The organism is Aeromicrobium endophyticum (assembly GCF_003586285.1).
GTDB lineage: Bacteria > Actinomycetota > Actinomycetes > Propionibacteriales > Nocardioidaceae > Aeromicrobium > Aeromicrobium endophyticum.
In genome coordinates this window covers 143,838-167,480 of the sequence record NZ_QUBR01000002.1, presented here as the reverse complement: position 1 = coordinate 167,480, position 23,643 = coordinate 143,838, and the positions used below count along the sequence as shown (strand labels likewise).

Here is a 23,643-nt window from a genome sequence, read left to right as displayed (position 1 = left end):
GGGGTGATCCCCGTGACGTACCAACCGCCGCTGCGCTGGTGGAACCACCTGTGGCGGTACGCGCTGGCGATCGCGATCAGTGCCGTCGCGTGGTTCGAGGCCGCGCAGTGGCAGTGGGACCACGCCCGGTGGTGGTTCTGGACCGACCTGGCGATGGGCCTGGTCGGCTTCGCCATCCTGCCGTGGCGCCGCCGTCATCCCCTCGCCGTCGCGCTGGCCGCCAACGCCCTCGCCCTCGGGTCGTGGTCGGTCGGCGGGCCCGCGACCCTGGCCCTGGTGTCGTTGTCGACCCGCCGGCGGCTGCGCGAGATCCTCCCGGTCACGGCGGTCGCCCTCGTCGCGGGCCTCGTGCTCGAGGCCACCGACCGCGACGCCCAGCAGACGTACGTCGTCATGATCCCGCTGACGCTGCTCGTCCTGGCCGTCACGGTGGGCTGGGGCATGTTCATCGGGTCGCGCCGCGAGCTCATCGCGACCCTGCGGGAGCGGGCGCGCGCCGCCGAGGACGACCAGGCGTCGAGGGTCGCAAGGGCTCGCACGGCCGAGAGGTCGCGCATCGCCCGTGAGATGCACGACGTCCTGGCCCACCGCATCTCGCTCGTGACGATGCACGCGGGTGCCTTGGCGTACCGCGACGACCTCAGCCGCGACGAGGTGCGTGCCACGGCCGGCATCATCCAGGACAACTCCCACCAGGCGATGGTCGAGCTGCGCGAGGTGCTCGGCATCCTGCGCGACGGACCCGGCGACTCCGCCCCCGAACGTCCGCAGCCGTCGGCGACCGATGTCGCGGGTCTGGTCGACGAGGCGCGCCGGTCGGGCATGCGCGTCGAGCTCGGTGGCGGCATCGCGCTGAGCGACGTCCCGGACGCCCTCGGCCGCACGGTCTACCGCATCGTGCAGGAGGCGCTCACCAACGCCCGCAAGCACGCGGCGGACACCTTGGTCTCGGTCATCGTCACGGGCTCCCCCGACGCCGGCGTGACGGTCGAGGTGCGCAATCCCCTGCGGGTCGGTGAGCAGCGGTCGGCTCCCCCGCGGTCAGGCCTGGGGCTCGAGGGACTGACCGAGCGCGCCGAGCTGGCGGGCGGACGCCTGGGCCACCGCATCTCCCCCGACGCCGAGTTCGTGCTCGAGGCGTGGCTACCGTGGCCGGCATGACCATCCGGGTGCTGCTGACCGACGACGACGCGCTCGTCCGGGCCGGGCTGGCCCTGATCCTCGGCGGCTCGTCCCAGATCGAGGTCGTCGGTGAGGCCGCGAACGGCCACGAGGCGGTCGAGCGCGTGCGGGCCGGCGGCATCGACGTCGTGCTCATGGACATCCGCATGCCGGTCATGGACGGCATCGCGGCCACCGAGGCCGTCCTCGCCCTCCCCGAGGCGCCCAAGGTGATCGTGCTGACGACCTTCGACGCCGACGCGTACGTGGTCAGGGCCCTGGCCGCGGGCGCCAACGGCTTCCTGCTCAAGGACACCCCGCCGGCCGACATCGTCGACGCGATCGCCCGTGTCGTGGCCGGCGAGCCGATGCTGTCGCCGGCCATCACCGAGCAGCTCATCCGCCAGGTCACCGACGCCGTCCCCGACGCCCGCGCCGGCCAGGCCGTCGAGCGGATCGCGTGCCTCACCGACCGTGAGCGCGAGGTCGCGGTGGCCGTCGGGCGCGGTGCGTCCAACGCCGAGATCGCCGCCGACCTCCACATGAGCGTCGCCACCGTCAAGGCGCACATCTCGCACCTGTTCACCAAGCTCGACGCGACCAACCGCGTGCAGGTCGCGATCGCGATGCACGAGGCAGGCCTGCTCTAGACCCTCCCCTCCCCGCGATGTGTGACGCCTACGGCGTCACGAAGGCCCCATGCCGCCGTAGGCGTCACGGATCGCGGGGACGAGCGGGGTCAGGAGGTCGCGCCTACCGTGGAGGCATGGTCTCTCCTCTGCTCTCGGTCGTCGACACGATCCTCGACAAGACCCTCGTCCCGGGCTACTCGTCGATCGGACCCGCGCTTCGTCGCCGGTGGTGGGCGGACGACCCCGATCCGCAGGCCCTGGTGGGCCGTCATGTCGTCGTCACCGGCGGCAGCAGCGGGCTCGGACGAGCGGCAGCCACCGGCATCGCCCGGCTGGGTGCCGTGGTGCACCTGGTCGGTCGCAACGCCGACCGCCTCCGCGAGTCGGCCGACCTCATCCGTCGCGACGCGCCGGACGCGCAGCTGGTCGAGGAGGTCTGCGACGTCAGCGACCTCGACTCCGTCCGCGCGTACGCCGCCGACCTGAAGGAGACGGTGGGTGCGCTGCACGCGATCGTCCACGACGCCGGCGTCATGCCGCCGGAGCGCACCGAGACGGCGCAGGGCCACGAGCTGGCCCTCGCGACGCACGTCATCGGACCCCTGCTGCTGACCGAGCTGCTGCGCGACACGCTCGCTGCCGCCGGGGACCCCCGCGTCGTCATCGTGTCGTCGGGCGGCATGTACTCCGCTCCGCTCGACAGCTCGATCGGCGACGACATCGAGTACGAGGAAGGCCCGTACGAGGGCATCCGCGCGTATGCGCGCACCAAGCGCATCCAGGTGACCCTGGCCGAGCTGATGGCGCGCCGGTATGCCGGCGACGGCGTCGTGGTGCACAGCATGCACCCCGGGTGGGCCGACACCCCGGGCGTCACCGACTCGATGCCCCGGTTCGCCAAGGTCGTCGCCCCGATCCTGCGCACCGCCGAGCAGGGCGCCGACACGATCGTGTGGCTCACGGCCTCACCGGTGGCGACGCGGTCGAGCGGCCGGTTCTGGAGCGACCGCCGTCCGCGGTCGACCTACTACCTGCCCGGCCGGGCCGACGACCCCGAGGCACGGCGGAGCGTCTGGGCCTACGCCCTGGACGCCGCGGGCATCGACCACGTCCCGGCCTGACTCAGTCGGTCCAGGCGTCCTCGATGGGCACGTCGCGGCCCAGGACGTTCTGTGCGGCGCGGTGCCCCGAGCACAGGGCCGCCGTGACCGTCGCCGGGTCGTCGGTCCACGTGGCCTCGCCGGCCAGGTGCAGCACACCGCCGACGGGGGTCGCGAGGTCGTCGTGGTCGGACGTCGTCGAGCCGACCGTCATGTAGGCGTACGAGCCGCGGGCGTACGGATCGTCCTGCCAGTGCGTGACATGCACGGCGGTCGGCACGCCGACTCGGTGGCCGTAGAGGCGCCGCAGCTGCGAGAGCACCGAGTCGATGACCGCGGCGTCGTCCCAGTCACGGATGGCTCGCGCGGCGGGACCGGCCGCGAAGGTCAGCAGCGTGGGCGTGCCGTGCAGGGACGTGAGGTCGTACCAGGAGTGCCACCACAGACCCTGCGGGCCCTGCTGGCGGATCGCGTACACCTCGTCGTCCCAGAACCTGGTCGGGAACCGCAGGAAGACCTTCTCGAAGGCGTTCATCTCGAGGCGCGACAGGGCGCCGGCCACCGGCGCGGGCAGGGCCGGCTCGATGACGAAGTCGGAGCTGCGCAGCACGCCGACCGGCACCGTGACGATCGCTGCCGCCGCCGTCAGCGTGCCCCGGTCGCCGCTCACCGACACGCCGTCGTCGTCCCAGCGGACGTGCGACACGACGTGCTCGAGACGGAGGTCGACGCCGTCGGACAACCGCTCGGCCAGGCGGTCGTACCCGTCGGGGAACACGACCTCGTCCCCGTCGATCGAGTCGTCGTCGAGGCCGTGAGCGGCCAGGTCGCCGATCCACGCGCCGTACTGCTCCTCCGACCGGTGGCGCAGGTACTCGCGCACGCGCTCGGCACGCGCCTCGTCCCAGCCGAACGTTCGCAGCACCTGCTCGGCGACGTCGGAGTACGAGGCGTCGGGCGCGGACGCCTCGATCACGGCCGGCAGTGCCTCGTCGACGGCTCGGATGTCGTCGACGAACCCCGCTGTCTCGACCTCGGACAGGCGACTCCCGGCCGGGCCGTAGTAGGCGATCGGACGGCTGTCCGGCTGGTAGCCGCCGACCGTGAACTCCGTCATCGGCATCTCGAAGGCGCGGGCCGCGGCCGCCACCGGACTGCCGTCGACACCATGGATCCACGACGCACCGAGATCGGTGGCCTCATCGCCGTCGCGCACCGTCCAGACGCGACCGCCGATGCGATCGCGCGCCTCGAGCACCACCACCGACCGGCCCGCGCGGGTCAGCAGACGGGCAGCGGTCAGGCCCGCCACCCCTGCACCCACGACGATCGTGTCGTAGCGGTCCATGGTCACCTCGTCGATCGTGTCGTGGGCTGCGGTGCGCTCCCATCCAACCTCATCCCCGACCTCGGGACAACGGATTCCGGTGCGAATGTCCGACAGAACCACGAAATCCCTTGTTTTCGACCAACCAGAGGCCTGACAATGAGGACATGACCCTCGACGACTACGACCACCTGCAGGAGGCCGGCAAGCGGCACCTGTGGATGCACTTCTCCCGTCACGGGAGCTACGACGACGCCCACGACATCCCCATCATCGTCAAGGGCGACGGCATGCACATCTGGGACACCCAGGGTCGCCAGTACCTCGACGGGCTGGCCGGGCTGTTCGTCGTGCAGGCGGGCCACGGACGCGAGGAGCTGGCCGAGGCGGCCGCCAAGCAGGCCAAGGAGCTCGCGTTCTTCCCGCTGTGGACGTTCGCGCACCCGCATGCCATCCGCCTGGCCGAGCGCATCGCGTCGTACGCGCCCGGCGACCTCAACCGCGTGTTCTTCACGACGGGCGGCGGCGAGGCCGTCGAGACCGCCTGGAAGCTGGCCAAGCAGTACTTCAAGCTGACCGGCAAGCCGGCCAAGACCAAGGTCATCAGCCGACAGGTCGCCTACCACGGCACGCCGCACGGAGCCCTGTCGATCACGGGCATCCCGGCCATGAAGTCGATGTTCGAGCCGCTCGTGCCGTCGACGTCGCACGTGCCCAACACCAACTTCTACCGGGCGCCCGACGAGTCCCTCGGCGGCTTCACCGACGAGAAGGAGCAGCAGCAGGCCTTCGGCCGCTGGGCCGCGAACCGCATCGAGGACGCGATCCTGGCCGAGGGCGCCGACACCGTCGCCGCGGTCTTCCTCGAGCCGGTGCAGAACTCGGGCGGGTGCTTCCCGCCCCCGCCCGGCTACTTCGAGCGCGTCCGCGAGATCTGCGACGAGCACGACGTCCTGCTGGTCTCCGACGAGGTCATCTGCGCCTTCGGACGCCTCGGCGAGATGTTCGGCGCCACCAAGTTCGGCTACCAGCCCGACATGATCACCTGCGCGAAGGGCCTGACGTCGGGCTACTCGCCGCTCGGAGCGATGATCGCGTCCGACCGGCTGATGGAGCCGTTCCTGAAGGGCAACGCGTCGTTCGCGCACGGCTACACGTTCGGCGGGCACCCGGTCTCGGCCGCCGTCGCGATGGCCAACCTCGACATCTTCGAGCGCGAGGACCTCAACGGTCACGTGCTGCGCAACGAGGGTGCCTTCCGCTCGACGCTCGAGAAGCTGCTCGACCTCGACCTCGTCGGCGACGTCCGCGGCGACGGCTACTTCTACGGCATCGAGCTGGTCAAGGACAAGACGACCAAGGAGACGTTCGACGACGTCGAGTCCGAGAAGCTGCTGCGCGGCTTCCTCTCCAAGGCCCTGTTCGACAACGGCCTGTACTGCCGCGCCGACGACCGCGGCGACCCGGTCATCCAGCTGGCTCCCCCGCTGATCGCCGACCAGTCGCACTTCGACGAGATCGAGCAGATCCTGCGGTCGGTGCTGACCGAGGCCCAGGGCCTCGTCTGACGACCGCCCCGGCGCGGTTTACCACGCCGGCAGGGCAAACTGGCTCGGGACGCGGCACCTTGGCCGTGCCCTGATCCGGTTCACCATGCCGGCAGGGCAAACCGACCCCGGGTGTAGTCCGGGCGACGCGGTTTCCCACGCCGGCAGGGCAAACTGGCTCGGGGCGCGGCACCTTTGCCGTGCACCGACGAGGTTTACCACGCCAGCGTGGTAAACCGGGGCCGTCAGGCGGCGAGGGCCTTCTCCTGACGACGCCGGACGATCTCGTTGCCGAGCACCACCGCGATCGAGATGACGAACATCGCCGTGCCGATGACGTTGACCTCCATCGGCACGCCGCGCTGGTTGGCGCCGTAGACGAACATCGGGAACGTCACCTCCTGGCCGGCATTGAGGTTGGTGATGATGAAGTCGTCGAACGACAGCGAGAAGCTCAGCAGCGCCGCACCCACGATGCCGGGCAGCACGAGCGGGAACGTCACCCGCCAGAAGGTCTGCGCCTCGGTCGCGTAGAGGTCCATCGCCGCCTGCTCGAGGTTGTCGTTGAGACCGCTCAGCCGTGCCTTGACGGTCACGATGACGAACGAGAGGCAGAACATGATGTGGGCGATCAGGATCGTCCAGAACCCGAGCTGGCCGCCGAAGCCGGCCGACACGAACAGGGCCAGCAACGACGAGCCCATGACGATCTCGGGCGACGCCATCGGCAGGAAGATGATCAGGTTGGCCGCCGAGCGTCCCGCGAACCGGTGCCGCACGAGGGCGAAGGCGGCCAGCGTGCCGAGCGCCGTCGCGACCACGGTCGCCAGCAGCGCGATGCGGATGCTCAACCACACCGAGTCGGCCATGCCGTCGGCCCAGCTTCCGGGGTGGAGCCAGTTGTCCCAGGTGAACTTCTGGAACTTGTAGACGTTGCGCGACGTGCTGCTGTCGTTGAAGCTCATCAGCACGACGATCGCGATCGGCACGAACGTGTAGGCCAGCACCAGCAGGCCGAGGCCGAGCACCAGGTGCTCGCCGATCCAGCGGCGCGCGCGTGTCATACCAGCTCCTCCGTTCCGGCGGTGCGGACGTAGGCCATCACGGCCGCCACGATGATGACCATGAGGATCACCGACAGCGCACCCGCCGTGGCGTAGTCACCCTGCGTCGTGAACAGGCTCTGGATCGAGTTGCCGATCATCTTGGTGTTGGTGCTGCCCAGCAGCTGCGCGTTGACGTAGTCGCCGGCCGCCGGGATGAAGGTCAGCAGCGTGCCCGCCACGACACCGGGCAACGACAACGGGAACGTGACCTTGAAGAACCCCCGCATGGGCGAGGCGTACAGGTCGCCCGCGGCCTCGATGAGACGGATGTCGACCTTCTCGAGGCTCGCGTAGAGCGGCAGCACCATGAACGGCAGGAAGTTGTAGGTGAGCCCCGCGATCACGGCGAACGGGGTGGCCAGCAGCCGGTCGTCCGTCGTGGTCAGACCGATGATGTTGAGCACGTCGGTCAGGTGGATCGCCTGGGCGACGCCCACGACCCAGCCGTCGTCGGCCAGGATCAGCTTCCACGACAGGGTGCGCAGCAGGAAGCTGGTGAAGAACGGGGCGATGACCAGCACCAGCATCAGGTTCTTCCAGCGTCCTGCCTTGAACGCGATGGCGTACGCGAGCACGTAGCCGACCACGAGGCACGTGAGCGTGGCCAGGCCGGCGTAGAGCAGCGACCGCCCGAGCTGGCCCTTGTACTGGTTGAACGCGTCGACGTAGTTGCCGACGTGCCAGGTCATCTCGTAGCCCGTCAGCACCGATCCCTTCGGGTCGAACAGGCTCGAGGCGACCAGCGAGTAGAACGGGATGACGAAGAACAGCAGCAGCCAGACAGCACCCGGCAGGATCAGCCAGTAGCCCGTGAGCTTGCGGCCGCGGGGCTTGGCTGCCGTGGTGTCGTCCGTGGAGACCGGCGGGACGCCTGCGGTGGACGTCATGTCAGTCGTCCTCGATCCCGGCCTTGGCGTCCTGGCTCGCATCGAGCAGGAAGGCGAACTCCGGCCGCCACGAGATGTCGACCTTGGTGCCGACCGGCAGCATCGACCGGGCACCGGTGTTCTGCTCGAAGACCGTCAGCTCCTGCCCCCACGGCATCATGACGGAGTACTGGGTGCTGACCCCGACGAAGCTGACGTCGGTGACGTAGCCACCCGTGATGACGTCGCCCGGGGCGTCGATCGGCGTCCCGGCCTCGGCGATCAGGACCTTCTCGGGCCGGATGCCCAGCCAGCCCTTGCCGGAGTCGGAGTGCGCCCGGTCGCCCGGGACGGACGCGACCGCACCTTGCACGCGGACCTTCACGTGGTCGCCGTCGCGCCCCTCGATCTCGCCGGCGATGAGGTTGGACTGGCCGAGGAAGTTGGCGACGAACGTCGTGCGCGGGTTCTCGTAGAGCTCGCTCGGCGCACCCATCTGCTCGATGACGCCCTGGTTCATGACGGCGATGGTGTCGGCCATGGTCATGGCCTCCTCCTGGTCGTGCGTCACGTGGACGAAGGTCAGCCCCACCTCGGTCTGGATGCGCTTGAGCTCGAGCTGCATGCCGCGCCGCAGCTTGAGGTCGAGGGCGCCCAGCGGCTCATCGAGCAGCAGCACCTCGGGCTTGTTGATCAGGGCCCTCGCCAGAGCGACGCGCTGCTGCTGGCCGCCGGACATCTGGGTCGGCTTCTTGTGCGCCTGCGAGGTCAGCTCGACCAGCTCGAGCATGTCGGCGACCTGCTGCCTGGTGTTCTTGATGCCGCGGCGCTCGAGCCCGAAGGCGACGTTCTTGGCGATGTTGAGGTGCGGGAACAGGGCATAGTTCTGGAACACCGTGTTGACGGGACGCCGGTACGGCTTCTCGAACGTGATCTCGGTGTCGCCGAGGTGGATCGTGCCGGACGTCGGGGTGTCGAGCCCGGCCACCATGCGCAGGGTCGTCGTCTTGCCGCAGCCCGACGGCCCCAGCAGTGCGAAGAACTCGCCCTGCGGCACGACCAGGTCGAGGGACTTGACGGCCGTGAACGTCGCGTACTCCTTGGTCAGGCCGGTGAGCCGCAGGTCTCGCGACCCGTCCGCTCCCCTCGCGTGCGCCCCGGATGGCGCTGCTGCTCCCTCATGCACCTGTGACATCGGCGTAGTCCCCTTCGTAGGTTCGCATCGTGGCCTCGTCGAGGGCCATGAAGCGGTGGGTCTGCGACAGCGTCTTGTCTGTCGGGAAGATGAGCTCGTTGTCGACCTGGTCGGGATCGACCTTCTCCATCGCCGCCTGCGCACCCTTCACAGGACAGATGTAGCTGTTGTAGGCCGCCAGCTTCGCGGCCACCTCGGGCTCGTAGTAGTAGTTGATCCACTTCTCGGCGTTGTCCTGGTGGGTCGCGAGGTTGGGCACCAGCATGTTGTCGGCCCAGATCATGATCCCCTCCTCCGGCGGCACCCACACGAGGTTCTCGTCGCCGGCATTGGCGATGTCGCCCGACCACGCCTCGCAGGCCAGGATGTTGCCCGACGCGAGGTCCTGGACGTACTCGTTGCCGCTGAACGAGCGCACCTGGCCGTCGCTGCGCGTCTTCTTGAGCAGGTCGATCGCGGCCTGCCACTCGTCGTCGCTGAAGTTCTCGGGGTCTCCCCCGCCGATCATCACCAGGAAGCCCATCGTGTCGCGCATCTCGGTCAGCAACGAGATCCGTCCCTTGAGGTCCTTGCGGGTCAGCAGCTCCTCGAACGACTTGATCTCGCCGACCTTGGCCTTGTTGTAGGCGATGCCGGTCAGGCCGCTCTGCCACGGGGCGGAGTACTGGCGCTTGGGGTCCCACGCGGGCGACTTGAGCGAGTCGATGATGTTGGCGTGCAGGTTCGGCACCTTCGCGGCGTCGAGCTTCTGGATCCACCCGACCTGGATCATGCGGGCCGCCATCCAGTCGGTCAGGGCGAACAGGTCACGCTTGGACGACGTGCCGGAGCCCAGCTGGTTCTTGACCTTGGCGAAGAACTCGTTGTTGTCGTTGACGTCCGGGGTGTAGCGCACCGAGATGCCGGTCTCCCGCTCGAACTGCGTCAGCGTCGAGACGTACTTGCCGTCGTCCTCGTCGATGTACTCCGGCCAGTTGGAGAACACCAGCGTCTTGTCCTGCGCCGAGCGGTCCTTGGCCACCAGCGTGGAGGGGTCCTGCTTCTGGTCCGGCGTGTTGAACCCGTACCTCAACGCCACCGCGCTGAGACCCAGCGCCGCCGCGCCACCCGCCCCCTTGAACACCGTCCGCCGGTCGACACCCGCCATGCGCCACCCTCACTTCTCCCCGTTGTTCACGAATAGTCGCAAGATACATCCGGCAGCACAAGGGATTCCGCCGTTAAGAGTGTGTTTCGCTCATGAAATCGTTGCCGTGGCGAGGTGATACGACCAAGGTCCCGGGTCGTGGGGCAGAATGTCCGTCATGACCGACCGCAGGCCCGCGCAGGTACGAGCACAGAGCCTCGACGCCACCGCCAAGCGCATCATCGAGCTGCTCCAGGACGACGGCCGGCTCTCGTACTCCGCCATCGCCAAGGACGTCGGCCTGTCCGAGGCCGCCGTGCGTCACCGCGTGCAGAAGCTCATCGACACCGGCGTCATGCAGGTCGTCGCCGTCACCGATCCCCTGCAGATGGGATTCGCCCGCCAGGCCATGATCGGCATCAAGGTCAACGGCAACATCCGCGAGGTCGCCGCCGAGCTCTCCACGATGCACCAGCTCGACTACATCGTCATCACCACCGGACGCTTCGACATCCTCGCCGAGATCGTGGCCGAGAGCGACGACGAGCTGCTCGACATCGTCTCGGCCCAGATCGGCGCTCTCGACCGCGTCGTCTCCACCGAGACCTTCGTCTACCTGCGGCTGGAGAAGCAGACATACGCTTGGGGGGTGCGGTGAGCGGCTCGTTCCTCGCCGCAACAGCCGTTCGTTCCTCACGGCTGCCGGGCTTCGCCCGGTCACCTGTCTTCGCTCGCTGCGCTCGCTCGACTCTTGGTGACCTCCCCCGGGTCAGACCTCGGTGATGGTGCCGCCGGTTTCTAGGGTTTCGATGATGGTGCCGTAGGCGGCTCGGAGTGTCTCTTCGTAGCCTTCGTCGTCGTGCTCAGGGGCCGTGTGGGGCTCGGTGCGGCCGGCCTTGTCGAGGACGTCCCACGCCACCTCGGTGTCGGGGGCGTGCAGCACCGGCGGCGTGCCGGCCAGCCGGAAGCTGCCCGTGCCGGCCGGCACCGCCCCGATGCGCGCGCAAGCCAGCACCGCCGTGACCAGGTCGCGACCGTGCAACCCGTCCAGCACGATCGACGTCCCGGCCTCGACGCCCATGTGGTGCAGGCCCGCGGCGATGCACGCCGACTCGTGCAGCAGCTGGGCGTACGAGACCGAGCCGCGAGCATCAGCCACGGCGAGCTCGTCGGCCAGGCCCGAGATGACCTGGCGGTCGAGGATGCGGAAGACCAGGCTCGTCATCAACGCCCCCTGAAGACCGGCGCGCGACGCTCGGTACGAGCCAGCGCAGCCTCCTGCACGTCGTCGCTGGCCCACACCGCCGCGAAGCTCTGCTCGATCGCGGCATCGTCGTCCGGCGAGCCGTTGAGCACCAGCTTGTTGTGCGCCAGCGTCAGCGGGGCGAACGTCGCGATCTCGCGCGCCCACGCGATCGCGTCGTCGAGGGTGCCGGCGCGGTCGGCCAGACCGCAGGCCAGTGCCTCGTCGCGGTCGAGGGACTCCGCCGCCAGCATCAGCCGGCGGGCACGCCCGGCCCCGGCGAGGTCGGCCAGCGTGCGGATGGTCCACGCATCGACCGCGAGGCCGTTGCGCGCCGTCGGCACGGCGAACTTCGCGGTGTCGGCTGCCACCCGCAGGTCGCACGCCATCGCCAGCTGGGTGCCGGCACCGATCGCGGGTCCGTTGACCGCGGCGATCAGCGGGACCGGCAGTCGCGTCAGGTGGTGGAGCATCCCGTACAGCGCTTTCAGGAAGTCCGGCCCGTAGACGCCGCCGAGGTCGGCCCCCGAGCAGAACGCAGAGCCCTGGCCCGTCACCACGATCACCCGGGCCCCGCCGGCGACGGCCGCGTCTGCGGCCTCGCGGATGGCCTCGCACAGCGCGAGGTCGAGCGCGTTGCGCCGGTCCTCGCGCTGGAGCTCGATGACGACGACGTCGCTGCCGTCGTCGCGTGAAGTCGCGATCATGGGTCTCCTCGGGGTCGACCTCACGCTATCGCCCCGTCCCGGGACCGGCAGATGTGACCAGAGGGTAACTCTGCGCCTGTGAGTCTCGTTACACGGACATGACGATGTCGCGCCGCGCCCTGATCCGCACCGGAGCAGCCGTCGGAGGGGCCGTCGCGGTCGGCGTGCGTCCCGGCGCGGCTTGGTCCACGCCGCGCGTCGTCGCGCCGACGTCGACGACTCTCGACAGCTGCTACCGCCGAGGGCCGGCGGGTGCCGGCGGCTACACCCGGGTCGTCCAGGCCGCCGGCGAGCCGCACACGGTGCGCGACGACCTGGGGGTCGGCGCCGGGGCGACGCGGGCCACGACGCGCACCGCGGTGCTGACCTTCGCCCACCTGACCGACGTCCACATCATCGATGCCCAGTCCCCCGCACGGGTGGAGTACGTCGACCGCTTGGACGACTCGTACGGGGGCGCCCCGACGCTCGGCGGTCTGCTCTCGTCGAGCTACCGACCCCAGGAGATGCTGACGCCGCAGGTGGCCGACTCGATGGTGCGCGCCGTCAACCGGGTCGCTCGCGGACCGGTCACGGGGCAGGGCCTGGACTTCGCGATCCAGACCGGCGACAACTCCGACAACTGCCAGTACAACGAGGTGCGCTGGAACATCGACGTGCTCGACGGGCAACGGGTGACGCCCGACTCCGGCAGCCGGACGGCGTACGAGGGCGTCGCCGACAACCGGGTGTGGGACGCGCACTACTGGCATCCGGAGGGTCCGCGGACGCCCGGCGGCGCCGAGGACGTCTACACGTCCCGCTACGGCTTCCCTCGCGTCCCTGGACTGCTCACGGCCTCACGCCGCTCGTTCGAGGCCGAGGGACTCGACATCCCCTGGTACTCGGTCTTCGGCAACCACGACGGCCTCGTGCAGGGCAACTTCCCGCAGACCCTGCCGCTGTCGATCCTGGCGACCGGACCGCTGAAGGCCACGGCCCTGCCGCCCGGTCTGTCGCAGTCCGACGTGCTCTCGAGCCTGGCGACAGCCGATGCCGGCGCGCTCCTCTCGGCCGCGTCCCTCACGTCGGCGACGATCGTCAGCGCCGACCCGCAACGACGCACCCTCACCCGGGGACAGGTGGTCGAGGAGCACTTCAAGACCACCGGCTCGCCCGTCGGGCACGGCTTCACGACGACGAACCGGCAGAAGAAGACCGCCTACTACAGCTTCGATCGCGGACGCGTGCGCTGCATCGTGCTCGACACCGTCAACCCCAACGGCTACGCGGACGGCTCGATCGACCGGCCGCAGCACCAGTGGCTGACGACGCTCCTGGCATCCTCGTCCGACCGCTACGTCATGGTGTTCAGCCACCACACGTCCGCCACGATGACCAATCCGCTGGTGCTCACGGGTCTCGACCTCAACCCCAGGGTGCTGGGCGACGAGGTGGTCGCGACGCTGCTCGAGCACCGCAGCGTCGTCGCGTGGGTCAACGGGCACACACACCGCAACCAGGTCACCGCGCACCGCGGTCCCGACGGCACCAGCGGGTTCTGGGAGATCAACACCGCGTCGCACGTCGACTTCCCGCAGCAGTCGCGGCTCGTCGAGCTGGCGGACAACCACGACGGCACGTTGTCGATCTTCACCACGATGCTCGACCACGCCGGGCCGGCCTCGCACGGCGGGACGCTCGCCGACTCGGTGCACCTGGCGGCACTGGCCCGCGAGCTGTCGGCCAACGACCCTCAGCTGCGCTCGTCGGCGCAGGAGGGATCGGTCGACGACCGCAACACCGAGCTGCTGCTGCGCGACCCCCTCGCCTGACGCTCGACTCCCCGGTGGTCGGGGTCAGACCAGGGACTCGAGGAGTGCGGCCACGCCGTCGTCGTCGTTGGACGCGAGCACGACGTCGGCGACCGCCAGCACGTCCGGATGCGCATTGGCCACCGCGTGCGCGCGCCCCACCCAGCGCAGCATCGGCAGGTCGTTGGGCATGTCGCCGCACGCCCACACCTCGGCGGCCGCGATGCCCTGCTGCTCGCACCACGTGGCCAGGCCGCTGGCCTTCGTGACACCCGGCGCGGTCATCTCGGCCAGGCCGATCGCGCCGGAGTAGCCCAGCTCGACGCGCGAGCCGACCACCGACTGGACCAGGCGCAGGAACTCGTCGGGGTCGAGCTGCGGGCAGCGCGCGAGCAGCTTGCCGACGGGTGTCGCCGCGATCTCGGCGAGGTCGCCGACGGTGTGGCCGGCGTTGTGCTCCTGCGCATAGGCGTACGCGTGCTCGCGCCCCATGCCGTCGGCCCGCTCGACCGCGAACGTCACGCCGGGCACCGCCTCGCGCAGGTCGGACACCACCTCGGCCATGACCTCGGGGTCGTGACCGTGCGATGCCGTGACCTGCCGCTCGACCAGGTCGTAGACGAAGGCGCCGTTGCCGCAGATCGCGATCCCGGGGCCCCCGACGGCGTCAGCGAGCTCGTCGAGCCAGCGAGGGGGTCTCGCGGTCACGAACAGCGTCGGGACGCCCGCTGCCTCGGCCGCGACGATCGCCCGGCGCGTGCGGTCCGACAGCGAGCCGTCCGTGCGCAGCAGCGTGCCATCGAGATCGGTGGCGACCAGGCGCGGTACGGCGATGGTCAGACCTCGGTGGCCGCGAGCTGGCCGCAGGCGCCGTCGATGTCGCTGCCGCGGGTGTCGCGGACGGTCGTCGGGATGCCCTTGGCGATCAGGCGGCGGACGAACTCGCGCTCGTCCTCGGGACGCGACGCGGTCCACATCGAGCCGGGGGTGGGGTTGAGCGGGATCAGGTTGACGTGCACCCAACCCCAGTCGCCGTACGACTGCAGGACGTCGCCCAGCAGGTCGGCGCGCCAGGCCTGGTCGTTGATGTCCTTGATCATGGCGTACTCGATCGACACGCGGCGTCCGGTCTTGCGCGCGTACTCCCAGGCAGCCTCGACGGCTTCACCCACCGACCAGCGCGTGTTGATGGGCACCAGCTCGTTGCGCAGCTCGTCGTCGGGCGCGTGCAGCGACAGCGCCAGCGTGACGGGGATGCCCTCGTCGGCCAGCTGCTTCATGCGCGGCACGAGGCCGACCGTGCTGACCGTGATGTTGCGGGCCGACATGCCGAGGCCGTCGGGCGCGGGCGACACCATGCGGCGCACGGCGCCGATGACGGCCTTGTAGTTGGCCATCGGCTCGCCCATGCCCATGAACACGACGTTGGACAGACGGCCCGGACCGCCCGCGATCTCACCGCGCGCCATCTTGCCGGCGGCGTCGACGACCTGGTCGACGATCTCGGCGGTGCTCATGTTGCGCTGCAGGCCGCCCTGGCCCGTGGCGCAGAACGGGCACGCCATGCCGCAGCCGGCCTGGCTGGAGACGCAGATCGTGGCACGGTCGGTGTAGCGCATCAGCACCGACTCGACGAGGGCGCCGTCGAACAGCTTCCAGAGGTTCTTGACCGTGGTGCCCTTGTCGGCCTCCATGGTGCGCACCGGGTTGAGCAGCGTCGGCAGCAGGCTCTCGACGATGCGGTCGCGGCTGGACGCCGGCAGATCGGTCATCGCAGCGGGATCGCGCTCCAGGCGTCCGTAGTAGTGCTGGGCGACCTGCTTGACCCGGAATGCGGGCTCCCCCATCGCCTCGGCAGCGGCCTTGCGCTCGTCGGCGCTCAGGTCGGCGAGGTGACGGGGCGGCTTGGCACGTCCGCGCTTCTGCTCGAAGACGAGCGGCAGCGGATTCGGGTTGACGGAAGACACGTCCACCATTCTCGCATTCGGGCCCTCATCCCCCGAATCGTCGCGACGGCAGCCGTCCGGCGCCCCGTCGTCGCCACCACTCGAGAGGCGCGTTCCGGTCGCCGAGTGGTGCGTACCGGTCAGACACGCCGTCCCAGAACGTCCAGGACGCACCACTCGCGAGAAGGGGCGGGGCGGCCGCAGGGACGGGTCAGGCCCGCGGGAGGTCGGCGACGAACTGCAGCTTCTCGAGCACCGGCGGCGGGATGACGAACGGGTAGAGCGCCCCTTTGCCCATGCTGCGGTTGATCTGGTTGAGGGCGACGCTCAGCGGGATCCACACGCCCACCACGAGGTCGTGGAACGAGCTGAACTCCTGCGGCGACGCGACGGTCGCCAGGCCGAACGCCGACGCCGTCTCGATCGTGTCGCAGATGTGCATGTAGTGCGCGAACGTCTCGGCGAAGTCCTCGAAGGGGTGCATCGTGGCGTACATGCTGATGTAGTTCTGCTCCCAGCCGGCCGGCGGACCCTGCGAGTAGTGCCGCTCGATCGCGTCGGCGTAGTTCTCCTCCTCGTTGCCGAAGAGCCCACGCGCCGTCTCGATCAGGTCGCCGCGGACGTGCTGCCACTCGATGTAATGGCCGATCTCGTGCCGGAAGTGCCCCAGCATCGTGCGGTACGGCTCGTCGAGGTCGACCCGCACCTTCTCGCGGTGCGCGTCATCGCTCTCGGCGAGGTCGAGCGTGATGATGCCGCTGTCGTGACCTGTCGTCACGTCCTCCTCGACGCTCGAGAGCAGGTCGAAGGCGAGGCCGTTCTCGGGGTCCTCGCTGCGCGGGACGATCGGGAAGCCCAGCGTGTCGAGCTCGACGACGAGCCGCCGCTTGGCCTCCTCGGCGACCTTGAACTCGCGCAGCCCCACGGCGTCGGCGTCACTGGGACGGGTGCGGGTGAGGCCGCAGCTGAAGCAGAAGCCGCCGGGGAACTCGGTCAACCAGGTGCATCCCGACAGGTTGAGGTTCTTGCAGACGTGCCAGATGTCGCCGTCGGCGTCGACGTACTGACCCTTGCCGTCCACCGGCACGATCGCGCGCTCGCTGCGCGAGAAGCCGAGGTTGGTCTTGCACGAGACGCAGATCGAGTTCTCGAAGTACAGGGAGTTGCCGCACACGCGGCAGGAGAAGGCCTTCACCGGACAAGTCTGGCAGGGCTGCGCCAAAGGGCGACCGCTGCGGGCGGCTCAGCCCGTGACGGGTGCCACGTCGACCTCGACGCGCAGGGTCGACGACGTCGCCTCGGTGAAGATGACGCCCTTGACCGGGGGCACGTCGCCGTAGTCGCGCCCCCAGGCGACCGTCACGTAGCGGTCGTTGACGAGCTGGTCGTTGGTCGGGTCGACCGCGAGCCAGCCGCTGCCGGGGATCCACACCGCGGCCCACGCGTGCGTCGCGTCGGCGCCCACGATGCGCTCCTTGCCTGGGGGCGGGGTGGTGGCGAGGTAGCCGCTGACGTACCGCACGGCGAGCCCGTGCGAGCGCAGGCAGGCCAGCGTCAGGTGGGCGAAGTCCTGGCACACGCCGGCGCGCTTGTCGAAGATGTCGGCGACCGTGGTGGTGACCGTGGTGGCCGTCTTGTCGTAGGCGAAGTCGGCGTGGATGCGGTGCATGACCTCGACGACGGCCTCGCCGACCGGGCGCCCAGGCGCCAGCGACTGCGCGGCGTAGGCATGGGCCTGCGGCGTCTGGTCGGCCAGCGACGACGCCAGGGCGAAGTCGTGCGCCTGCCATGCGTCGGCCAGGTCGGGGCGGCGGGCCGGGCGAGCGTCCTCCCACGGGGTGAGGAGCGCGTGCTCGTCGTGCTGGGGCGCCTGCACCTCGACGTCGCTGACGGCCAGGACGTCGAGCACCCGGTGGGGCTCGGTGACCTGGAAGTACGTGGCGGTGTTGCCGTAGTAGTCGAGGTCCTCGGTGTGGTCGAGCGGCTGGGGGGTGACGGTCAGCGCGCGCTCGGCGACGTGCTGCCACGCCAGCTCGCGCGGCACGAGGTAGGCGATGCCGAGGCTGTCGCTGACGTCGTCGTCGTACGAGTACGTCGTGCGGTGGGAGACGCGGTACCTCACTCGGTCACCGTCGCGAACCCGAACGAGCGCGGCACGGGGCTGCCGGCGAAGTGCATCTCGCCCACGGCGTCGGCGAACCGCGTCAGCTGCCCGATGTAGCCGGTCAGGAACCGGTCGAGGTGCGGGCGCCGCTCGCCCTCGATGGCCGTCAGCGCCGCGATGTCGACCCGCTCGAGCTCGTCGAGCAGGTCGTCGAGCAGTCGCTCGGGCCGCGTGGACCCGGTCGACTCCGGCATCGCGGCCAGGTGCTGGCGCATCTCGTCGATGCCGGACGCCAACGACCTCGGGTTGTCGGCATCGGTGAGCAGCAGCTCGAGGACGCCGGTGAGCCGGACGTAGCCGCGGTAGCGGCGGCGGTGCGTCACCGCGCTCTCGGTGGCCGCCAGCACCGCGGTGTTGACGTCGCGGTCGATGTCGATGCCGCGGCGGACCGTCGTCGTCGCGCTCAGCAGGTGGCACAGCTGGAGCCCGCGCTCGACCGCGCGCCCCGCGCAGATCATGCGCCACCCGGGGTCGCGCATCATGTTGGCCGTGACGCCCTGCAGCGACAGGACGCCCGTGAGCATCTGCGCGGCGCTCTCGGCCACCTGGTGGCTGTAGTGGTAGGTCGACAGGTGGGCCGAGGCCCGCTCGGTCCAGCTGAATGCCTGCCACGTGTCGGGCGACAGCTGGTCGCGCACGCTCTGCGCGGCATCCCGCAGGGCGCTGATGGACTGGGCGACCGAACCGGGGCGGTGCGCGTCGAGCAGCAGCGAGCGGAAGTTCTCGTCGAGCTGCTCGGTGCCGTGCCGCGACCCGCTGAGCCGGCCGATGGCCGACATGAGCACCGCCAGGCTCGCCCCGCCCGCGGTGTGCGGCCGCGACCGGAAGTCCTCGGCACTGGCGTGGGCCGTCAGCACCAGGCGCAGCATGTCCTCGGCTCGCTCGGCGTAGCGACCGAACCAGAACATGTCCTCGAGCACACGCGGCACCATGGCGGCCGGCGCGCGCACGTCGGTGAGCGGCAGGACGTCGGGGAGCCCCTGGTCGGGGTCGTCGGGGCTGGCCTTGAGCACCCAGACGTCCTTGCTGGACGGCACCCGGTCGTCGGTCATCACGGTGGCCAGGCCGCCGACGAGGGGGCGGTAGGTCGACCCGTACCGCAGCGTGAACGTGCGGAGCGTGACGGTCTGCGGGTGCACGCCGCGCGGGTCGAGCGTGGGCGACTGCGACAGCGGCAGCAGCTCTTGACCGACGTACCGGTGGGGCTCGGCACGGATCAGCTCGCGCAGACGGTCGGGACCGTGGTGCTCGAGGTCGACGCTCTGGTCGATCGACCGCACGGCCAGGCCGTCGAGGTGGTCGAGCACGTAGGCCATCGAGCGCTCGTCGCCGGTCCAGTAGGTCTGCACGGACGGCAGGCGCAGCGGCTCGTCGAGCAGCTGCTCGCACATCGCGGACAGGTACGGCAGCAGGCCGGGGTTCTCGAGCACACCGGCGCCGAGGCCGTTGACGACCCGCACGGATCCCCGGCGGACGGCCTCGGACAGGCCGGCGACGCCGAGCTGCGAGCCCTTGCGCAGCTCGAGCGAGTCGCTCCAGGCGGCGTCGACGCGTCGCAGGATGACGTCGACGCGCTCGAGCCGGCCGAAGACCCGCATCCACACCGCCCCGTCGCGCATGACGAGGTCGCTGCCCTCGACGAGCGGGAAGCCCAGGCTGGAGGCCACGAAGGCCTGGTCGTACGCGGTCTCGGACAAGGTGCCGGGCGACAGCACGACGACGCGCGGGTTGGGCGCGTGCTCGGGCGCGGAGTCGATCAGCGTGGCACGCAGGGCCTGGAAGAAGGGAGCCATGCGGTGCAGGCCCGCCTGGCGGTAGAGCTCGGGCATGACCCGCGAGATGACGCGCCGGTTCTCCATCGCGTAGCCGATGCCCGACGGCGCCTGCGCACGGTCGGCCAGCACCCTCCACTCCCCTGCCGCGTTGCGGCCGAGGTCGGCCGCCGAGAGCAGCAGCGGGTGCGGGTCGCCGGCCGACGCTCGCGCCGAGACGCGCAGGAAGCCCTCGTGGGCGAACACCACGGCCGGTGGGAGGACACCGGACGACAGCAGCCGCTGCGGACCGTAGAGGTCGACCAGGATCGCGTTGAGCAGCTCGGCGCGCTGGGCCAGTCCTACCTCGAGCGGCGCCCACTCGGCAGCGTCGAGCACCAGCGGGACGGGGTCGAGCCGCCACGGGCCGGGGTCGTGCTCGGGCACCGTGTAGGTGACGCCGTCATTGGCCAGGAAGCGCTCGATGTCACCGCCGACACGCCGAAGGTCGGCCTCGGTCAGCTGGATCGCGCCCTCCGCCAGCATCCGCCAGCCGGGCCGCAGGCCGCCGTCGGGGGCGACCACCTCGTCGTACGGCACCGCTCCGCCGCCGAGCGTCGGCTGGGTGACCGCCGCGGAGTAGTCGCGAAGGGCCGTCACCGCCCGCCCGCCCCGTGGACCGAGCTGGACGGCACGGGGCGACGCAGGTCGAGCGTGTGCGGGTACTCGGCGCTGGCAGCGCGTCGTCCCGCCTCGACCATCGCCGCGACGTCGAGCGCGCCGGGGGTGTGGCCGAACGGCTCGAACCGGCTCGAGCGCCGCGCCTCGGCCTCGCGGGCGTTGACCGGCGGACGCTCGTGGGCGCGGCCCCCGGGGTGCACGACGTGGTACGTGGCACCGCCCACCGAGGTGGCCGAGGCGATGTCGACGACGTCGAACCGCAGCGGGGCGTGCACCTCGATCGAGGGGTGCAGGGCCGACGGCGGCTGCCACGCGCGGTAGCGGACGCCGGCGTAGTACTCGCCGGCCACGCCCGTCGGTGTCAGAGGCACGGGAACACCCTGGCACGTCACGAGGTGCTCGTGCGGCAGAACCCCCCGCACCGTGACCTGGAGCCGCTCGACCGAGGAGTCGACGTAGCGGGCCATGCCGCCGGACGTCGCCTCCTCGCCGAGCACGTTCCACGGCTCGATGGCGGACCGCAGCTCGAGCTCGATGCCGCCGGCCGTGCGGGTCAGGCCGAGCCGGGGGAACCTGAACTCGGTGAACGGGTCGAGCCAGGAGCTCTCGAAGGCGATGCCGTGCGCGCGCAGGTCGGCCACCACCGAGCCGATGTCGTCGATCGCGCCCTGCGGCAGCAGGAAGTCCTCGTGCAGCGCGGTGCCCCAGCGCACCAGGGGCGCGCGATAGGGCTGCTGCCAGAACATCGAGACCAGGGAGCGCACCAGCAGCGACTGCACCATCGCCATCTGCGGGTGGGGCGGCATCTCGAAGCCGCGCAGCTCGAGCAGGCCGAGCCGTCCGCGCGACGAGTCGGGGCTGTACATCTTGTCGATGCAGAACTCGGCGCGGTGCGTGTTGCCCGTCAGGTCGGTGAGCAGGTGGCGCAGGGCCCGGTCGACGAGCCACGGACGAGGCTCCTCGGTCTCGCTGGTGAGCCGGTCGATCTCCTGGAAGGCGATCTCGGCCTCGTACAGCGACTCGGGTCGGCCCTCGTCGAATCGCGGCGCCTGGCTCGTCGGCCCGATGAACCGTCCGGAGAACAGGTACGACAACGAGGGATGACGTTGCCAGTACGTCATGAGGCTGACCAGCAGGTCGGGACGGCGCAGCATCGGCGATGCGGCCGGCTCGTGACCACCCAGGGTGATGTGGTTGCCGCCCCCGGTGCCCGTGTGAACGCCGTCGAGGTCGAACTTCTCGGTGGTCAGGCGGGCGCGCCGCGCGATGTCGTACAGCGTGACGGTGAGGTCGCGCAGCTCGGACCACGACGCCGTCGGGTGCACGTTGACCTCGATGACACCGGGATCGCTGGCGACGACCAGCTGCGTCAGCCGCGCGTCGGGCGGCGGCCCGTAGCCCTCGACGACGAGCCGCTGTCCGAGCGACGCGGCCGCGAGGTCGATGACGCGCAGCAGGTCGGCGTAGTCGTCGAGACGCTCGGTGGGCGGAAGGAAGACGTGCACGAAGCCGCCGCGGGCCTCGATGGTCAGCGCGGTGGTGGGCTGGTCGGCCGGGTCGACGACCGCGACCGACGGGACCCGGGGGTCGAGCCGCGGGCCGGCCTCGACGTACGACGGGTCGCCGGACGCGCGGGGGTCGCTCCAGGAGATCGAGCTCAGCGGCAGGCGCAGGCCGACCGCCGAGGTGCCGGGCAGCAGCACGATGCGACCGCGTCGCAGCGACCAGTCGGGGCTCGTCCACTGCTCCCCCGTCACCAGCGGCAGGACCCACCCGGTCGGCTCGACGACGTCGGCGTCGAGCTCGGCCGCCAGGCCGGCATCGGCACGCTGCGGGTCGAGGCCGGGACGGTCGCCGTCCGGCTGGCGCAGCTCGCCGACGAGCGCCGTCAGCGGGTCCTCGTAGGCGGGCCGCAGCTGAGTGTCGGGCAGGCCCAGCAACCTGGTGATCTCGCGCCCCAGCGCCTCTGCCCGGGCCGGCGACTGCGTGTCGGCCTGCGTTTCGTCCCACGGGTCGGCGAGCAGCGCCGGCGACGACCACAGCGTCTGGCCGTCGTCGCGCCACTGCAGCGAGATCTGCCAGCGGGGCAGCTCTTCGCCCGGGTACCACTTGCCGTCGCCGCGGTGCACCAGGCCGCCGATGGCGTAGACCTCGCGCAGCCGCTCGGCCAGCTCGCTGGCCTTGACGCGCTTCTGGGGTCCGTCGGCCTGGGTGTTCCACTGCTCGGAGGTGACGTCGTCGAGCCCCACGAACGTCGGCTCGCCGCCCTGGGTGAGACGCACGTCGCCGGCCTCGAGGCGCAGGTCGACGCCCTCGCCCAGCGCGTCGATGCGCTGCCACTGCTCGTCGGTGTAGGGCTGGGTGACCCGAGGGTCCTCGTGGACGCGGCGGACCGTGTTGTGGAACGAGAAGTCGACGTCGGCGCGCTCGGTCAGCACGCCCGAGATCGGTGCGGCCGACGACGGGTGCGGCGTGGCCGACAACGGGATGTGTCCCTCGCCGGCGAACAGGGCCGACGTCGGGTCGAGTCCGATCCACCCGGCGCCCGGCACGAAGACCTCGGCCCAGGCGTGCAGGTCGGTGAAGTCCTCGGACGGGCCGCTGGGGCCGTCGATCGCCTCGGTGTCGGACGCCAGCTGCACCAGGTAGCCCGACACGAAGCGCGCCGCGAGACCGTGCTGACGCAGCAGCGAGACGAGCAGCCACGCGCTGTCTCGACACGAGCCGATGCCACGCCGCAGCGTCTCGTCGGGGCTCTGGACGCCGGCCTCCATGCGCACCGAGTAGTCGACCGCTCCGTACACCGCCGCGTTGAGCTGCACGAGGAACGGCACCATGGCCATGCCGCCGTCGGGCAGGGTGGGCAGCGCGTCGCGGAACTGCACGACGAGCGGTCCCGGAACGTCCGTGCCGTCGTCGCCGACCGGGCGCAGGTAGGGCGCGAGATCTGCTGCGAGCGAGGGCTCGTACGAGAACGGGAACGTCTCGGCGTACTCCTCGATGAAGAAGTCGAACGGGTTGACCACGACCATGTCGGCGACGAGGCCGACCGTGACGTCGAGCGTCGAGACCTTCTCGGGGAACACGAGGCGGGCCAGCCAGTTGCCGAACGGGTCCTGCTGCCAGTTGACGAAGTGGTTGGACGGGCTGACCGTCAGCGAGTACGCCTCGATCGGTGTGCGGCTGTGCGGCGCCGGACGCAGGCGCACGACGTGCGGGCCCAGCCCGACGGGTCGATCGAACGAGTAGGTGGTCTTGTGCTCGAGAGCGACCTTGATCGACATGCCTCAAGGGTGCC

Annotated in this window: 19 protein-coding genes; 6 read left to right on the top strand and 13 right to left on the bottom strand. The window is 70.5% G+C overall.

Annotated elements, in window-relative coordinates; translation table 11 throughout:
• Positions 1-3 precede the first annotated feature (3 nt).
• From DX116_RS11370 to DX116_RS11360, 3 genes are all read left to right on the top strand, one after another.
• Positions 4-1,161 (top strand): sensor histidine kinase, encoded by a 1,158-nt coding sequence (locus DX116_RS11370; protein ID WP_119704390.1) that lies wholly within the window; start codon positions 4-6, stop codon positions 1,159-1,161.
• Entirely contained in the window at positions 1,158-1,811 is a 654-nt protein-coding gene (locus DX116_RS11365) for a response regulator transcription factor (RefSeq protein ID WP_119705599.1), read from the top strand. Before DX116_RS11370 ends, DX116_RS11365 begins: the two co-directional genes overlap by 4 nt.
• Positions 1,812-1,927: 116 nt before the next feature.
• On the top strand, positions 1,928-2,914 hold the full coding sequence (locus DX116_RS11360) for an SDR family NAD(P)-dependent oxidoreductase (RefSeq protein ID WP_119704389.1): 987 nt from the start codon (positions 1,928-1,930) through the stop codon (positions 2,912-2,914).
• A 1-nt stretch (position 2,915) separates the two neighbouring features.
• Here the strand turns inward: DX116_RS11360 and DX116_RS11355 are convergent, their stop codons facing one another.
• Positions 2,916-4,241, bottom strand: a complete 1,326-nt coding sequence (locus DX116_RS11355; RefSeq protein ID WP_119704388.1) for a flavin monoamine oxidase family protein — start codon at positions 4,239-4,241, stop codon at positions 2,916-2,918.
• 146 nt (positions 4,242-4,387) lie between these two features.
• Here DX116_RS11355 and DX116_RS11350 point away from each other — a divergent pair, with 146 nt between their 5' ends.
• Positions 4,388-5,788 (top strand): aspartate aminotransferase family protein, encoded by a 1,401-nt coding sequence (locus tag DX116_RS11350; protein ID WP_119704387.1) that lies wholly within the window; start codon positions 4,388-4,390, stop codon positions 5,786-5,788.
• Positions 5,789-6,012: 224 nt separating this feature from the next.
• On the opposite strand, the gene DX116_RS11345 is transcribed toward DX116_RS11350, so the two are convergent.
• The 4 genes from DX116_RS11345 to DX116_RS11330 are packed head-to-tail and all read right to left on the bottom strand — an operon-like array spanning position 6,013 to position 10,081.
• Positions 6,013-6,831, bottom strand: a complete 819-nt coding sequence (locus DX116_RS11345) for an ABC transporter permease (protein WP_119704386.1) — start codon at positions 6,829-6,831, stop codon at positions 6,013-6,015.
• Positions 6,828-7,760, bottom strand: coding sequence for an ABC transporter permease (locus DX116_RS11340; RefSeq protein WP_119704385.1), 933 nt, complete (start codon positions 7,758-7,760; stop codon positions 6,828-6,830). The genes DX116_RS11345 and DX116_RS11340 overlap by 4 nt, the downstream gene beginning before the upstream one ends.
• 1 nt (position 7,761) lies before the next feature.
• A complete protein-coding gene (locus tag DX116_RS11335) occupies positions 7,762-8,934 on the bottom strand; it encodes an ABC transporter ATP-binding protein (RefSeq protein WP_119704384.1) in 1,173 nt (390 codons plus the stop codon).
• Positions 8,918-10,081, bottom strand: a complete 1,164-nt coding sequence (locus DX116_RS11330) for an ABC transporter substrate-binding protein (protein WP_119704383.1) — start codon at positions 10,079-10,081, stop codon at positions 8,918-8,920. Before DX116_RS11330 ends, DX116_RS11335 begins: the two co-directional genes overlap by 17 nt.
• 157 nt (positions 10,082-10,238) lie before the next feature.
• Between DX116_RS11330 and DX116_RS11325 the strand changes: the two genes are divergently transcribed.
• Entirely contained in the window at positions 10,239-10,718 is a 480-nt protein-coding gene (locus DX116_RS11325; protein WP_199716058.1) for an Lrp/AsnC family transcriptional regulator, read from the top strand.
• 111 nt (positions 10,719-10,829) lie between these two features.
• Here the strand turns inward: DX116_RS11325 and DX116_RS11320 are convergent, their stop codons facing one another.
• Positions 10,830-11,285, bottom strand: coding sequence for an AMP-binding protein (locus DX116_RS11320; protein WP_119704381.1), 456 nt, complete (start codon positions 11,283-11,285; stop codon positions 10,830-10,832).
• Positions 11,285-12,010, bottom strand: a complete 726-nt coding sequence (locus DX116_RS11315; protein ID WP_119704380.1) for an enoyl-CoA hydratase — start codon at positions 12,008-12,010, stop codon at positions 11,285-11,287. Before DX116_RS11315 ends, DX116_RS11320 begins: the two co-directional genes overlap by 1 nt.
• A gap of 98 nt (positions 12,011-12,108) precedes the next feature.
• Here DX116_RS11315 and DX116_RS11310 point away from each other — a divergent pair, with 98 nt between their 5' ends.
• A complete protein-coding gene (locus DX116_RS11310) occupies positions 12,109-13,824 on the top strand; it encodes a TIGR03767 family metallophosphoesterase (RefSeq protein ID WP_119704379.1) in 1,716 nt (571 codons plus the stop codon).
• 24 nt (positions 13,825-13,848) lie between these two features.
• Here the strand turns inward: DX116_RS11310 and DX116_RS11305 are convergent, their stop codons facing one another.
• The 6 genes from DX116_RS11305 to DX116_RS11280 form a co-directional block, all read right to left on the bottom strand.
• Positions 13,849-14,622, bottom strand: a complete 774-nt coding sequence (locus tag DX116_RS11305) for an HAD family hydrolase (RefSeq protein WP_267897700.1) — start codon at positions 14,620-14,622, stop codon at positions 13,849-13,851.
• A gap of 17 nt (positions 14,623-14,639) precedes the next feature.
• A complete protein-coding gene (gene rlmN / locus DX116_RS11300) occupies positions 14,640-15,779 on the bottom strand; it encodes a 23S rRNA (adenine(2503)-C(2))-methyltransferase RlmN (protein WP_119704378.1) in 1,140 nt (379 codons plus the stop codon).
• Positions 15,780-15,960: 181 nt separating this feature from the next.
• Positions 15,961-16,944, bottom strand: coding sequence for a zinc-binding metallopeptidase family protein (locus tag DX116_RS11295; protein WP_119704377.1), 984 nt, complete (start codon positions 16,942-16,944; stop codon positions 15,961-15,963).
• Between the two features lie 48 nt (positions 16,945-16,992).
• Positions 16,993-17,871, bottom strand: a complete 879-nt coding sequence (locus DX116_RS11290; RefSeq protein ID WP_119704376.1) for a transglutaminase family protein — start codon at positions 17,869-17,871, stop codon at positions 16,993-16,995.
• Positions 17,868-20,324: a circularly permuted type 2 ATP-grasp protein gene (locus tag DX116_RS11285; protein ID WP_119704375.1), complete on the bottom strand. Its 2,457-nt coding sequence runs from the start codon at positions 20,322-20,324 to the stop codon at positions 17,868-17,870. The genes DX116_RS11290 and DX116_RS11285 overlap by 4 nt, the downstream gene beginning before the upstream one ends.
• Positions 20,321-23,629 carry a transglutaminase family protein gene (locus tag DX116_RS11280; RefSeq protein WP_119704374.1) on the bottom strand — a complete coding sequence of 1,103 codons (3,309 nt, stop codon included), beginning with the start codon at positions 23,627-23,629 and terminating at the stop codon, positions 20,321-20,323. Before DX116_RS11280 ends, DX116_RS11285 begins: the two co-directional genes overlap by 4 nt.
• Positions 23,630-23,643 lie beyond the last annotated feature (14 nt).

Coding starts and splice junctions, on each gene's coding strand:
- DX116_RS11355 (WP_119704388.1), bottom strand. CDS start 4,241: ATGGACCGCTACGACACGATCGTCGTGGGTGCAGGGGTGGCGGGCCTG.
- rlmN (WP_119704378.1), bottom strand. CDS start 15,779: ATGGTGGACGTGTCTTCCGTCAACCCGAATCCGCTGCCGCTCGTCTTC.
- DX116_RS11325 (WP_199716058.1), top strand. CDS start 10,239: ATGACCGACCGCAGGCCCGCGCAGGTACGAGCACAGAGCCTCGACGCC.
- DX116_RS11335 (WP_119704384.1), bottom strand. CDS start 8,934: ATGTCACAGGTGCATGAGGGAGCAGCAGCGCCATCCGGGGCGCACGCG.
- DX116_RS11310 (WP_119704379.1), top strand. CDS start 12,109: ATGACGATGTCGCGCCGCGCCCTGATCCGCACCGGAGCAGCCGTCGGA.
- DX116_RS11340 (WP_119704385.1), bottom strand. CDS start 7,760: ATGACGTCCACCGCAGGCGTCCCGCCGGTCTCCACGGACGACACCACG.
- DX116_RS11280 (WP_119704374.1), bottom strand. CDS start 23,629: ATGTCGATCAAGGTCGCTCTCGAGCACAAGACCACCTACTCGTTCGAT.
- DX116_RS11350 (WP_119704387.1), top strand. CDS start 4,388: ATGACCCTCGACGACTACGACCACCTGCAGGAGGCCGGCAAGCGGCAC.
- DX116_RS11360 (WP_119704389.1), top strand. CDS start 1,928: ATGGTCTCTCCTCTGCTCTCGGTCGTCGACACGATCCTCGACAAGACC.
- DX116_RS11365 (WP_119705599.1), top strand. CDS start 1,158: ATGACCATCCGGGTGCTGCTGACCGACGACGACGCGCTCGTCCGGGCC.
- DX116_RS11315 (WP_119704380.1), bottom strand. CDS start 12,010: ATGATCGCGACTTCACGCGACGACGGCAGCGACGTCGTCGTCATCGAG.
- DX116_RS11320 (WP_119704381.1), bottom strand. CDS start 11,285: ATGACGAGCCTGGTCTTCCGCATCCTCGACCGCCAGGTCATCTCGGGC.
- DX116_RS11330 (WP_119704383.1), bottom strand. CDS start 10,081: ATGGCGGGTGTCGACCGGCGGACGGTGTTCAAGGGGGCGGGTGGCGCG.
- DX116_RS11345 (WP_119704386.1), bottom strand. CDS start 6,831: ATGACACGCGCGCGCCGCTGGATCGGCGAGCACCTGGTGCTCGGCCTC.